The sequence below is a fragment of the Tepidisphaeraceae bacterium genome, assembly GCA_035998445.1.
Classification (GTDB): Bacteria; Planctomycetota; Phycisphaerae; order Tepidisphaerales; family Tepidisphaeraceae; genus DASYHQ01.
Window position 1 is genome coordinate 12,341 of the sequence record DASYHQ010000049.1, and the last position, 13,631, is coordinate 25,971.

The 13,631-nt window shown below is 64.5% G+C and carries 9 protein-coding genes; 4 read left to right on the forward strand and 5 right to left on the reverse strand.

Annotated elements, in window-relative coordinates:
- Window positions 1-74: 74 nt before the first annotated feature.
- From VGN72_18105 to VGN72_18115, 3 genes are all read left to right on the forward strand, one after another.
- Window positions 75-893 (forward strand): DUF1559 domain-containing protein, encoded by an 819-nt coding sequence (locus tag VGN72_18105; protein HEV7301283.1) that lies wholly within the window; start codon window positions 75-77, stop codon window positions 891-893.
- Window positions 894-1,084: 191 nt separating this feature from the next.
- Window positions 1,085-4,807: a hypothetical protein gene (locus VGN72_18110; protein ID HEV7301284.1), complete on the forward strand. Its 3,723-nt coding sequence runs from the start codon at window positions 1,085-1,087 to the stop codon at window positions 4,805-4,807.
- 57 nt (window positions 4,808-4,864) lie between these two features.
- On the forward strand, window positions 4,865-6,910 hold the full coding sequence (locus tag VGN72_18115) for an alpha-amylase family protein (protein ID HEV7301285.1): 2,046 nt from the start codon (window positions 4,865-4,867) through the stop codon (window positions 6,908-6,910).
- A 123-nt stretch (window positions 6,911-7,033) separates the two neighbouring features.
- Here VGN72_18115 and VGN72_18120 read toward each other — a convergent pair whose 3' ends face one another.
- Window positions 7,034-7,258: a hypothetical protein gene (locus VGN72_18120; protein ID HEV7301286.1), complete on the reverse strand. Its 225-nt coding sequence runs from the start codon at window positions 7,256-7,258 to the stop codon at window positions 7,034-7,036.
- A gap of 105 nt (window positions 7,259-7,363) precedes the next feature.
- Window positions 7,364-7,561: a zinc-binding dehydrogenase gene (locus tag VGN72_18125; protein HEV7301287.1), complete on the reverse strand. Its 198-nt coding sequence runs from the start codon at window positions 7,559-7,561 to the stop codon at window positions 7,364-7,366.
- A 6-nt stretch (window positions 7,562-7,567) separates the two neighbouring features.
- Here VGN72_18125 and VGN72_18130 point away from each other — a divergent pair, with 6 nt between their 5' ends.
- Window positions 7,568-7,684, forward strand: coding sequence for an alcohol dehydrogenase catalytic domain-containing protein (locus VGN72_18130; protein HEV7301288.1), 117 nt, complete (start codon window positions 7,568-7,570; stop codon window positions 7,682-7,684).
- Between the two features lie 330 nt (window positions 7,685-8,014).
- Here the strand turns inward: VGN72_18130 and VGN72_18135 are convergent, their stop codons facing one another.
- The 3 genes from VGN72_18135 to VGN72_18145 form a co-directional block, all read right to left on the reverse strand.
- On the reverse strand, window positions 8,015-9,550 hold the full coding sequence (locus VGN72_18135) for a hypothetical protein (protein ID HEV7301289.1): 1,536 nt from the start codon (window positions 9,548-9,550) through the stop codon (window positions 8,015-8,017).
- Between the two features lie 48 nt (window positions 9,551-9,598).
- A complete protein-coding gene (locus VGN72_18140) occupies window positions 9,599-12,688 on the reverse strand; it encodes a hypothetical protein (protein HEV7301290.1) in 3,090 nt (1,029 codons plus the stop codon).
- Window positions 12,689-12,949: 261 nt separating this feature from the next.
- Window positions 12,950-13,627: a type II secretion system protein gene (locus tag VGN72_18145; GenBank protein HEV7301291.1), complete on the reverse strand. Its 678-nt coding sequence runs from the start codon at window positions 13,625-13,627 to the stop codon at window positions 12,950-12,952.
- Between the last annotated feature and the right edge of the window lie 4 nt (window positions 13,628-13,631).

Here is a 13,631-nt window from a genome sequence, read left to right on the forward strand (position 1 = left end):
TCAGTTCATACGGTTTGCCACACACGCATTGCGACGCCGCCCACGCCGGGCGCAACGTCGCAGGAGGGATGTTCATGCGATCCATTTCTCGTCCAACCGCGTTTACCCTCATCGAACTGCTGGTGGTGATTGGTATCATCGCCCTGCTGATCTCGATCCTCCTTCCGTCGCTCAACCGCGCCCGCGAGGCGGCCAACAAGGTGCAGTGCGCCAGCAACATGCGCCAGCTGGGCCTGACGCTGCACATGTACGCCAACGGACAACGGGGCTGGCTGCCCCCCGCCTGCATGAGCGCAGCGCGGTTCAATGCCGGCACCAACTCGGGGGGCACCGGGGCCGACGACGAGATCACGTACAACAGCTGGCTTCACGTGATGTTCAACGCCAACGTCATCTCGCGTGCGGCGGCCGAAGCAAACTGGACCGAATCGTGCCGGTTGAAGGTCATGCAATGCCCCTCCGAGACCCGCGAGGGCAATGGAACGATGTGGAGCTATCGGCCAAGCGTCTTCGCGTTCGGATTCCCCAAAGGCTCGGGCACCACACCCGCCTCGCCGGTCCAACAGATGTCCAAGCTTGCGCAACTGCGGCCGGCGGCCCAGTTCATCCTGATGACCGAAGGCTACCAGGGCAGTCCCAGCCGCACGCAGGCGACGAAGCGCCCTCATGGCCTCGGGGCGACCGACTCCCCGTACGGGTGGGACGTGAAGCATCGCCGGCAATCGAACTTTCTGATGGCCGACGGTCACGTTGAGCCGTTCCGATGGGTCGCTACCAACCTCGTCAAGACATCGCCACAGGCTTGGTGCTTCTCGTCAAACTGGGAGCCTGCCATTGCCCAGAATCAATTCAAGTGGGATCGCGAACAGATCGGCTTAACTCGGGATTGGTGAGGAGCGATCGCTTTCGATTAGCCTCTGCCGAGCCGGACCTACAGTCTTCCTTGCAGCTTTCCATGAATCCAATTGCACTTACCTCGCGTCGACTCCTCTCCGCCACCGTCATCGCGCTGGCGGTGGCTCAGGCTTGCAATGCGCAACAGAGCAGCACGCAGCCTGAACCCGCCGCTACAAGTGAGGCGAGCGTGAGCACGTTTCCCGCACAGTGGATCATCCCGATCGGCAAGGACGTGGTGCTGGGCGGTGCCGAGGCGCGGTCCGTCGTGCTTCGGCCGAACCTGGCGCTGATCAACCGGCTATGGCTGTCGCCCAGCGACCTCCAGCAGGCCCAACTGCTGGTAAAGCTGCAGCCGCCCAAGCCGAACGAGGCGATTTCGCTAGCGGGCGCGCTGGCGACCGACGGACAGCAGATCGAGTTCGCCGCTCAGCCCGGGCTGCAATCGTTCGACCTGCGGGACGGCGAGCGCGTGGCACTGGCGGTCTGGCGGCACCAGTGGCACTACGACGGGGGCGGCGAAGCGTCGGCGTTGCGCGTGACGCGCATGTCCGACGATAAAAGCGTCGCGCTGCCGGCGTTCGTGGATCGACCGAGCGTCACCACCGAACTGGGGACGTTCCGCCTCGCCGGACTGTCGAAGCGGGGCAAGCTGCCGATCGTCGAGAAGCAAGTCGACGCCGTGCGCGGCGAAAAGTCCGGCGAGTGGACGATCGCCGAGGGCCGCGGCATCAGCATGCGATCCAGCGAGGACGGGAACATCCGCTTCCACACCCAGGGCCAGTCGCAGGCGGGCGACGCGTTCGACTTCGCGCCGGCAATCGTGTTCGAGCCCGCCTCGCCCGGCGCCTATACGTTGAGCGGCCAGCTCAGCATCCGCAGTGGGCAGGCGGCCGACAAGAACCAGGCCGAACCGATGAGTTGGACGGTACTGGCGATCGGCGGCAAGGCCGCCGCGCCGTCACCCGCGGTCCTGCAGGTACATCGCTTGTTGCGCGCGTACGACGTCGCGTCGGTGCAACGGCCCGTGGCAGGCGAGGATTACGACGCGCAGCCACTGGCCACCGCGGCGATCGACCCCAAGAGCAAGGAAGTGCGCCTCGACGGGTTCGCCCCGCTGTTGTCGCGCGTCGCGTCCGGCGATCTTGAGGATCATGGGCTGCTGTTGACCGTCGCCAATGCCCCGGGTGCGGCCGCCGGCCAGCGGCTTGCGCGTTACACCCTGCCGGCGGCGGGGGTGAACGGCGAGCTGTCGATGCGCGCCCACCCTACCTATCAGCTCTTCACCAACCCGCAGTGGCCGACCGCGGGCGTGTATACCGTGGTACAGGACGGACACCTCAGCTACGAAGGGAAACGGCTGCGCCTCTGGGGCGTGGCGGGTGGCGTGGGCGATGGCAACTATGAGCGAGCCGCGCAACGCCTCGCTCGCCTGGGCTTCAACGCGATCCGCCTCTGGGGGCCCGGTGGACAGGGCCAGAAGGGCTCGCCGACTTACGATGCGGCATCAACGCTCAAGGGCGAGCTGCGCGACACGTCGACGCTAAAGCCCGGCGAGCGCAACAACCTCGACGAGTACGACCGATATATCGCTGCCTGCAAGGCGCAGGGCCTGTTCATCATGTGCCCGCAACTGCAGAACGGCATGGGCCGCGAACTGCTGGCACAGGACGGTTCCTTCGTCGCCGGTGGCGACGACTGGGCCGACTGGAAGGCCGCCATCGTGAACACCGAGGCCAAGGGCCACACGTTTTGGAAAGCCCTCGACGAACGTCTGATCAAGGCGCAGCGGCAGCACGCGGTCAACTTCCTGACGCGCGTGAACCCGTATACCGGCGTGCGCTACGCCGACGAGGAATCAATCGCGATCTGGGAGATCCACAACGAGCACTTCCTGATCCGCCAGGTGCTGGACAACGGCATCGACACGTGGCCGAAGTACTTTCAGGACAAGCTGACCGCCCGCTGGAACGGCTGGCTGAAGACCCGCTACGCCGACGACGCCGCGCTGCGCGCTGCCTGGGGCGAACTGGCCGACGGCGAATCACTGGCCGGTGCTAGCGTGGCGCCCGCGCCGGCGTTCCCGCGGCGCACGAAGTATCCCAAAGCGCGGGCCGAGGAGTTCGTCACGTTCATCAGCGAGTTCATCACGAACTACTACAAGGACTACGAGGCCTTCTGCCGCTCGCTCGGCACGCCAGGCAAGGGCGTGGCGGTCGTTCCCTTCTCGTACGACACGCAGTTCCGGCCGAACATCCCGTGGAACTACAGCGCCGGCGCGCAAGCCGACGTGAACAACTTCGGCATGTACTTCTGGAACACCACGCCCAGCCTCGACGCCCCCCCGAGCACCTACGTGATGGACTCGCTGACGATCGCCGGCAAGCCCACGGTGATCTACGAGACGAACTCGGCGCGCCCCAACCCCTACCGCACCGAGCGCCCGTTCATGAACGCCGCGCTGGCCGGCTGGCAGGACTGGGATGCGATGTTCTACCACTACTACCACAGCAAGCCCTGGATCGACGAGCAGTTCCTCGCGACCGACCTGCAATACATGTCGCCCGGCTTCTACTGGAGCGCCGTGGAGATCGAGCGCGACCCCACGATGCTCTCGGCGATCGCGCTGGCGGGTCGCGCGTTCATCAACGGATACGTGGCGCCGGCGCCCGACCCCGTCACGTACGAGATCGGCAAGAAGGGCATCACCGGGTACGACCTCTGGAACGGCCTGTCCATCGGCCGCGCAACCTTCCAGCGGGGCGCCGGACTACGGTACCTGCCCAATGGCGACTTTGGGGTGCGGGAGCGCGGCGCGACGGCCGATACATTCCAAGGACGCGTGACGGAAGCGGTGCGTTCTGGCGAGCAGATCACATGGGATTGGCCCAACGGTCGGTTGATCATCGACGCGCCGCAGGTAAAGGCCTACGTCGGCAGGCCTCCTGCCGACGGCGGTTGGTATCGGTTCAGTGACGGCCTGTCCGTCGGCGCGTTCACCAACGATTTCGTCTCGTTTGCCGCCGTCAGCGCCGACGGCAAGCCGCTGGTCGGCCCCGACCCTGCGCAGCGCATCTTCATCAACGCCCGCCGCGACGCCACCAACACCGGCTTCGACATGGACCGCTCGGTCGCCCGGCCCGGTGGTGGTCATACGGACCCCGTCGAACAGGCCAAGGCCATTCGCACGCTCGGCCGCGCACCTATCGTCGAAGACCGCGTGCCTTACGTGCTGGCGTTCCCCACGAACGTCACCGCGCGGTTCACCGGTTACGACGCGATCATGCGGCGAATTGACGACCGCGCGATCGAGGGTGGCAACGAGGTTCGCTCCGACGGGCTACCGCTATTCATGGGCATGCTGGAGATCACGGCCCGTGGGGCAACGGTCGAAACGCCGCAATCCACCCCGGCCAGCCGCTCGCCCGTGGCAGTCGCTGAGGATTCGAACCGAAACGCGGGGTCCAATCGCGACGCGGCCGTGAGCAAGGTGTGGCACCCGATTGCCAGCCTCCATTGGTCCGACTCGTACTCGGCCGCCCACCAGGCCGTACGCAACTCGACCATGATCATGACGACGATCAGCCCTGAAGATCGCTCAGATGCGGCCGCCAAGACGATCCTGCTGACCGAGGCCGAAGCGCTGTTCAACCTACCGGCGAACCTCGAGATCGCCTTCGCGGACGACAAGATGCAGTCCGTGATCGCCACCTTCTCACGACCGCCCGCGATGGCCGATGTGCTTGAGGCCTATAGCGAACGCTTCGGCAAGCCCACCGAACAAAAGCTGGCCGACGTGGGCTACGCCAGCAGCAAGGTCGTCTGGACCTCAACCGCCGACGATACCCGGCTGACCGTGACGGTGATGGAGACGCAGGGAACCATGACGATCGCCTTCCGCTTGGCACGATAGCATCCGACGCGCTCGGTCGTCGGCGACCGAAGGCCCGTCAGTGGAGACCGCTACAGCATGACCGCAGATGACATCACCGTCCCCGCCCTCGCGCGCCGCCAAGTCCATTTGGATTTCCATACGTCGGAATACATCGAGGGCGTCGCTGGCGACTTCGACGCGCCCACATTCGCCCGAACGATGCGCGAGGCGCACGTCGATAGCGTCACGCTCTTCGCCAAGTGTCATCACGGCATGAGCTACTACCCGACCGCCGTCGGCACGCGTCACCCGCATCTCGCCGGCGGTCGAGATCTGCTGGGCGAACAGCTCCAAGCACTGCGGTCAGCGAACATCCGCACGCCCGTCTATACGACCGTTGGCTGGGATGAGGACGTCGCGTCGCGGTTTCCACAGTGGCGGCAGATGCGGCGCGACGGCACGTTTGCGCAGCTTGCAACCAGCGCCGACGGTCGCACGCGCCAGCCCGGCGGGTGGCGGTTCAACGACTTTGCGCACGCCGACTACTTGGACTACATCGAAGCGCACGTGCGGGAACTGGCGGCGCTGTACGGCGACGCGATCGACGGGTTCTTCTTCGACATCGTCTTCTACGATGAGGACGCCGCCTGGTCACCCGCCGCCGTCGCACTGCGAGCGCGGCATGGGCTATGCGAGGCTAATCGTGGGACCCATGCGCGCGTCGAGTCGATCGCGCAGGCCGCATTCGCGGAACGCTTCACGCGCGTCGTGCGAGGCCTGTTGCCGCGCGCGACCGTCTTCTACAACACGCCCAACCCGCTCAGCGTGGATGCGCGCTATGGCGTGAAAAGTCGCCACCCGCACCAGACGCATTGGGAACTGGAATCGCTGCCGAGCGGGTTCTGGGGATATCAGCACTTCCCACGGCTAGCACGCGCGGTCGACGGTTGGGGCAAGCCGTGGCTGGCAATGACCGGACGATTCCAGAAGATGTGGGGCGACTTCGGTGGGCTCAAGCCGCGCGCGGCGCTCGAGTTCGAGTGTTTCCGCAGCCAAGCTCTGGGCGGGGCAAACAGCGTCGGCGACCAGCTTCATCCCCGGGGCGTGCCCGACGCGTCAACCTATCGGTTGATCGGCGATGTGTACGCCCAGTGCCGCGCCGCCGAGCCGTTCTATGCGGGGTCGTCGGCACTGCCGCAGGTCGGCATCGTCCTGCCGACCCATCCTGATGTCGATCCGATCGCGGGTGACAAGAGCCTCGAGGGCGCAGTCGGCCTTTGTGAGGAACTGCACTACGAATGCGTCGTGCTCGACGACGGCGTGACCGATGTCGAACTGGCCCGACTCGATCTCGTTATCCTGCCCGACAGTTCCACAATCACTGATACGTTGGCGGCCCGGCTTGCCACCTACCGAGCAGGTGGCGGACGTTTGCTTGCGTCGTTCCGCGGCGCGACCGACGTCCGAGGCGATTGGGTCATACCGTCGATGCCGCTCAGTTTGGCCGGAACCGTTGCGCGACACCCAACGTTCTGGCGCACACGCGACGGATTTGCGCCAGAGTTGGCCGGTGGCGATCGCGTCCATTACGCGGCGGGCCTGAACGTGGTGGCCGGGGCCGGGGTGCAGGTCTTGATCGACCGCGCCGAACCCTACTTCAACCGGACCGACCTCACGTTCTGCTCCCACTTCCACACCCCAGCCGAGCCCGTCGCCAGCAAGTATGCGGCTGCCCTCGCAGGTGAGGGTTTCATCTACTTCGCCGATCCCGTTTTTCGGGAGTATCGGCAAACGGGCAACACCGCGGTGCGCGCCGCCGTGGCAGCCGCATTCGCGCAGCTCATCGGCCCACCTCAGTCCGGGGCAGGCCTTCCCTGCACCGTACTGGTCGTGCCCCGCCGTCGCGGACGAGACTTACTGTTGACGCTGTTGCACTACGTTCCGGTCCGCAAGGCGATCGACATCGACGTCATCCAGGAACCCTCGACGTTCGCCGGCGAAAAAATCCGCCTGCCCGAGCGGGCGCGTGTCGTCCGGTCGTTCAAGGGCCAAGCCCTCGAACGTACGGCTGAGGGCAGCTTCGCCCTGCCGCCCTCGCGCGGCCGCCTTCTGTTGGAGGTGCCGGATTACTTCGCGGATTAGCGCTCTTATTAGGGTGGTACAACACAGGCTCAAACAACGTCGCGCATGCTCTATGAAGCGGACAAGACGGGTGGATCAGTGGCCCATCAACCCGATTTACAGGCTCCATGTACGGCCGTCTGCCTACTCGAACACGAGGCAGACCTTGCCTGTCTGTCCTTCGTCCGCTAGTTGATAAGCGCGTGCGGCCTCACTAATAGGCAGCCGGTCGGTGCAGGTGATATCTGGATGGACGCCCCAACGGTCCAGATGCTCCACGAGATCTTCCATGTGCTTCAACGAGGTCACGCAAGAACCATACGGCGTGATCTGCTGATGCATGAGCAACTGAGACACGTCGAAGGACACGGTGTTCCCCTCGCCGACGAAACCACACCGACCCCATTGGCGTGTCCCCTGCAGCGCAAGCAGGCGCGCGGACGGAACCCCGCTACAGTCGATGCTCACCTCACATCAGCGGTTCGCGGTGACGTCCATGATGCTTCGCAGGGCCTGACCGTCAGCGTAAAACGTGTAGTCGCACAGGCCCAGGCCCTCAGCAAGCCTCCGCCGCGCTGGCGAGATGTCGATGCCGATGATCGCCCGCGCGCCCTTGGCCTTGCCTAACTGCGCTGCAGCCAGGCCGACGGGCCCGAGTCCGGTGATAGGCAATCGGTCATGGGCGACCGGGTCATCGTCTACCACATCAACGGGTGCGGCGTGTGCGAGGACTGTCGCCACGGGTACATGATCTCGTGCTGCCCCGAATGCGGCACACTCGTCGCCAACACGTAGCTCGTGTCATCGCCCCACTACTTTTCGCAGAGGGTCACGCTCGGGGTCCATTCCCGACGCGGTTGTTAACTGGCAGCCCAAGATAGAGTGGAGAGTCTGAGAGTTCTTGCGCTAAGGCGGCCGCGGTCGTCAAAACGAGCCACGTCCCGTCCCCTCTCCCCTACCCTCTCTCATCCGCCCCATCACGGAAACACCGCAAAACCAGCCCGAAAACGAGCGAACCCTGTTAATTGGAATTAACAGGGTTCGCGATAAACTATATAACGACTTGACAGAAGAAGTTATGAAGATACCCGTGCCTGACCATCCTCGAACTTTCTCTGCCAACAGTCACTGAAATCCAGGAAGATAATCGGCTTCCGCATCGAATAGTTCCAGCGTCATCTGACGGATCTCGCGGGTGGTCATCACCGCTTGCGTCAGCGGGTCGAGCAGCAGCGCGTGGACGGCAGCGTCCTTGCTCTTCTCGATGCAGGCGGTGGCGGCCAAGTCAAAGTATGCCATCTGGCTGTGGCACACGTGAGCCATCTGCGCCGGCAATGCACCATATCGTGTCGGGTTGATGCCGTTGCGGTCGACCATGCACGCCACCTCCACCGCCCCGTCGCCCGGCAGGTTGGTGATGAGCCTCCCGCCCTCGCCGCTGCCGCGACGGCCGGGCCGTTCGCTGTTGTTCATCACGTTGCCGTGGATGCGGATCGGCGAATCCTTCTCACGCGCCTCGATGATCCAGCTGGCGTACTCCCACGACCGCTTCAGCTCGATCGATTCCTCGCCGCGGAGCAGGCGCATCCGTTGTTCGTCAGCACGTTTTCGCCAAGTGGGCCAGTTGCTCGCATAGAACCGGCTGCCGCCGTGATAGGCGGTGCGCAGCAGCTTGCGGCCCTCGTCGCTCTTACGGTAGTACGGCAGGTATTCCGACAGGTGGGCGGACGATTCCGTGATGTACGCCCCGAAGTGCATGCACATGTCCTTGCGCACGAGGTCGCCGTGCTTCCACTGCTGCCCCTGGATCGCATCCTCCCAGTGCCAGCTGGCATCTGTTTTATAGGGGGCAAGACCGGCCTCGGATTCCTTGATCCCTTCTTCGATCTCAAGGGCAAATCGCTGATACAGGACCTTCTTGTACAAGTTAGCGCCCTTGTGCTTTAACGTCGTGAACCACGCGAGGTGATTCACGCCCGCACACTCCCACTCCATCTCGTCGTACGGCACGCCCGCGTATTCCGCCAGCAGGTGGCTTGTGCCCTGCACGCTGTGGCACAGTCCCACGACCGGCACCTCGGGCACCGCGCGGCCGGCGGCCAGCACGAGCATGCTCATGGGGTTCGTGTAGTTCAGCATAATGGCGTCGGGGCACAGCTCGCGCATGTCGCGCAGGATGTCGAGGAAGACCGGGACGGTGCGCAGGCCCTTGAAGAGCCCGCCGGGCCCGAGCGTGTCGCCGATGCACTGGTCGACGCCGTACCGCAGCGGGATGTCGTTGTCGAACGCCACGCAGGCGACGCCGCTCACCTCGACGCAGCAGACGGCGTACGTCGTGCCGGGCAGCACCTCGCGCCGGTTCGTGCTGGCCCGCACGGTCCAGCCGTCGGCGCGACCGCAGTTTTCGATCAACCGGGCGATTACCTGGTGCATCGTCGAGAGTCGATCTTCGTCCACGTCCACGAGGCGGATCTCGCCGCGCTCGGCGCCGGGCATCAGCAACACGTCGCGGCAAAGCGTCGGGCAGAACCCGGACCCCGCGCCGAGGAACGTGACGTGAACCGGGCGTTGGAACGTCCCGCGCAACCCTTCCTGTGAGTCCGCTGATTTCGTGTGGGCTCGGTGGCCCGCTTCGGTTTCTTCGAGCAGTTCGACCGCCATGAGTAGTAGGCTCCGTTTCGTTGAGACGGGATCACTGAGATCCCTGTGCTATTGTTGAACGAGATAGATGGGTTCCGGAGCCACTTGGATCGCGTTCCCGGCGATCGGGTTGCCCAAGACGTCCAGGGCCGCGTAGCCCTGGGGCACGTTGAGCGTGCGCGGTGTCGGGTCAGCGCTCCAGCAGACCTGCACGAGCTTCCCGTCCGTCTGGCGGAACGCGTGCGCGTCGATCCCCTCGCTCGGCTGCGCGTAGCCGGCGTACGCGGCACCATCCACGAGGCTTGCCAGTACCGCGCGGGCCGCGACGGCAGGTTTGATGCTGCGGTCGTGCTCCATCATCATGTGCGTGCCCGCGCGGTGCTCCGGGTCGCCATGCATCGTGTAGAGGAAGAACTTGCGCACGCCGCTTGCGAGGTGCGCGACGTCGATCTGGATTAGCGGCGTCATCTGAAAGCGAGCGGCCGATGCGTCCTCACCGTACCACGACAAGTAGTTGTTCGGGCCGCCCTCGGTGTCCCACAAGGGTTTCGGGGTGCCATGCCGCGCTTGCACCTCATTGATTGAGTCGGCGTACATGCCGAACTGGGTCTTCGCGCCGCTCTGCAGGCGGTTGCCGTACCCATGGAACGAGATAAAGTCGTAGTACTCGGGCCCCGCCGTGCGCAGGACGCGGTCGAGCCACGGCACGTCGTGGGCCGGCCCACAGACGCCGATCAGCGTCACCTGCGGGTTGGCCTGACGCGCCGCGATCGAAGCTCGGCGCATCAGATCGGCATACTCCTCAGGCGTGCCGTTGGGGAAGAACGCGTCGCGCGGGCCGTTGATGTACGGCTCGTTCCAGATCTCCCACGTTTCGATCCAAGGCTTGTAGTGCTCGACCGTTCGGCTCACGTACTGTTCCCAGCGCTCCGCGGCACCGGGCGCGTCTGGCTTGTTCCAATTCGAGAAGTATCCCCGCGAAGCGACGGGATTCGCGCTCGCCCAACCCGGCGCACCACCGAGCATGCCGAGCACGTGCAGTCCTGCCTCGCGTGCCGCCTTGACACCGTCGTCGTTGAAGTTCCATCGGTCGCGCGTCGGCTCCACCGTACCCCAGGTGCTGGCGGACGTGCCGTCGTGCATGCGAACCCAACGCGCGCCCACGGCCCGGGCGATCGTGAACTTCTCCGGTTGAAAGTCGATGTGCGTGCCGAAGTAAGATGCCTTGGCTTGCTCGGGCGTTAGTTCGCGCGGCTTGGGTAGACGGGCGAAGATGCATTCCGTCTCGCTAGACAGTGCCTTGCCAGTCGCATCGACGATGGTGGCGCGGATCTTGAACACGCCGCGAGGCGCCGCGGGGTCGGGCTGTACCGTGAGCGGTGACGTCGTTGGCAACGCGACCGGCGGCAGGTCGGTCCAACGGCCGGACAGATCGCTTACCTTCCACTGCAGCTTTGCGCCTTGGGGCAACGGCTTGCCATCACATCCGATCGCGTTCACTTCGAACGGCGCCGGCTCGCCGTCGAACACGATGCTGCCGGGTCTCGGGACGCTCAAACTCACCTCGGCGGGAAACGCGGGCCGATAGGCAGCCGTGGCATTTGCCCCTTCCTCAAGCGAAGCGGCGTCGAGCCAGAACGTGACTGGCCCGCCGACGTCCCGTGCCACGCAGCGGATGCGTAAGCGCGTCTGCGTCCCAAGCTGTGCGATGCCCGAGACCGTGTAGCGTTTCCAGTCCGTCCCGACTTGCACGTCCTGCGTCGCGCTGGTGTCGTCGAGCGAGACGGTGACCGTCATCGGTCGGTCGGCCTTCAACGCGACCGACGCCGTATAGGTCTGACCGAATGAGACGGTCGTCAACGACGACGTGAAGAATGCAACCGACCAGTCGTCGATCGTGACGGCCACCGACTGCTTACCCTCGGCAGCCGTCTGTGGATCGATTCGACCTCGCGGGTCGCGATGTGCCTTCGTCGCCCATAAGGGCGCGTTGTCGAACCCCCCCACTCGGACGTGCCAACCGTCGGACAGCCCGGCCTCGAAGGAGCTGTTGGCGAACAAGTTTCCTTGCCGCATTGTCTGTGAGGAACTCGTTACGTTGGTCACATCGGCGAATTTGACGTCGTCGATCCAATAGGTGCCTGGCTCGCTTGGGACGAAGAGGACGCGTGCCTCGACGTCGACCGGCACGCGAGCGTACAGCTCGTATCGGTGCCATTCGGGCGAGATGCGGATCTGCGCGCGCCCGTAGATCGCATAAGGGGCGCCCGCCTGTCGGAGGAACAGTTCGCCACCGATGTTGGTGGCCGAGCGTAGTTCGGCCGAGAGGTGATAAACGTGCCCCTTCCGCAGCGAAACCGTCTGGCTCAGTTGCGGGGCACCTTGTCCGATCGACCGCACCTCCATTCGCTGGGCCGACTGGCCCGCTTGCGCGTTGGCCGTCTCGCGGGCATAGGCGATGGAGACCTCGGCCCAGGCCGAGTCGTCATTCCATCCAGCCGCGATCTCGCCATCGATCTGCGCCTTCGACGTCGACGTGCTCGCTGGCACGAGCACATAGTTCCCCTCGAAGCCTCCGTTCTCGAACGCCGGATCTTGTCGACCGGCGGCGACCGCCCCGTCCGCCGCACCCACGTCGCCCGCGGGTGTGACGGCCTTTGGGTCTGGCGACCTCGGCTCCGCCGCCGCCCCTGGCGGTACGACGCGTATCGCACCGGCGGGCGCGTTGTCCTTTGTCGTCACCGCGACCGTCAGGTCGGTAAGATCGAACGTCCCACCAGCGTTGATGAAGCCGGGCCAGAACTTGAGGTACGCGGCACCGGCCGGCACGTCGCAACTGGAGCGAAGGTCGGACCATGCGGGCGACGCCTGCTCGAACTTCGGCCAGTCCTTGTAGACGTCGATCGTCTTGCCGTCCTTATCAAGGAAGTCATAGCGGAATTCGAACGAACCCGCCTCGTCGGCCTTGGTCTTCAATTCGGGAACGCGCGCGCGGACGCCGACCTTTACCGTCTGCCATGCAGGGGTAACCTCGATGTGGCACTCGGGCGTCACGTAACCCACGTGCGGCCAGTCACAATGAAGAAACCGCGTGCCGGCCTCCTCCTTCACCGTGATTGCGGCCTTGAGGTAGTCGGGTATGCGCCAGCCTTCGGGCATCCCGTCGGACGCCGCCTTGACGAAGCGCCCTTCGGGAAATGCATCCCCGGCATCGGCTGCTAGACTTGTGGGAAGGTGGTTGGGGCTGCCAACACAGCACAATATGACAAGCGCAAGACGTGCTAGACGATTCACGAGGGATCCTTCCTGAAACTTCGGTAACAGACAATGAGGGGTTGCGGATAGGGGGCCGCGAGTTTGGTTGATCACGACCCCGGGGCCGTCGTGAGGCCGTACACCCTTCGAACCCGACTGGCCGATCTACGGGGTGATCCAAGTCCGGTTGTGCGGCTGCCAGGGCATCTCGAAGTACGCGTTGCCGAGCCACAGCTTCGGCGTCTTCGCGGAGACGTCGGTAAGCTCGACGTGGGCGTCGTAATAGGCGATGTTCGTCTTCTTACTGTGCCGCAACGTTAGGCCGTTCGGTGCGGGATTGGGCCAAAGCTCCTCGCCCTTATCAAAGTCGGCGGCGAAGATGACCTGTCCCTTGAGCTGACCGATCTTCCACCAGTGCGAGACCATGTAATACTTCTCGTTGCCGGGGCTGGCGGGGGTGGCGTTGGGGTAACGGAAGTCGGGGTTGATCGACTGATTCTTAGCGTAGCTGCTCTCGTTCTCGTTGGCCGACGGGCAGGTGAACACCTTGCTGATCGGGTCGCTGGAATCCTTCTTACCCATGTACAGCTTCGACAACGCCTCGCGCCACTTCCACATCGGCTCGGGGAGCCACGTGGCGATCACGTACCCTCGGTTATCGTTCGCGTATAGCATGTTCGCCTGCATGATCTGCCTGAGGTTGCTGGCGCACGCGACGGTGTTCGCCGACTGACGCGCCTTGTTCAGCGCGGGCAGGAGCATTGATATCAACAATGCGATGATCCCAACCACGACTAATAGTTCGACGAGCGTGAACCCACGCAATAAACGCAGACGAGACATAACT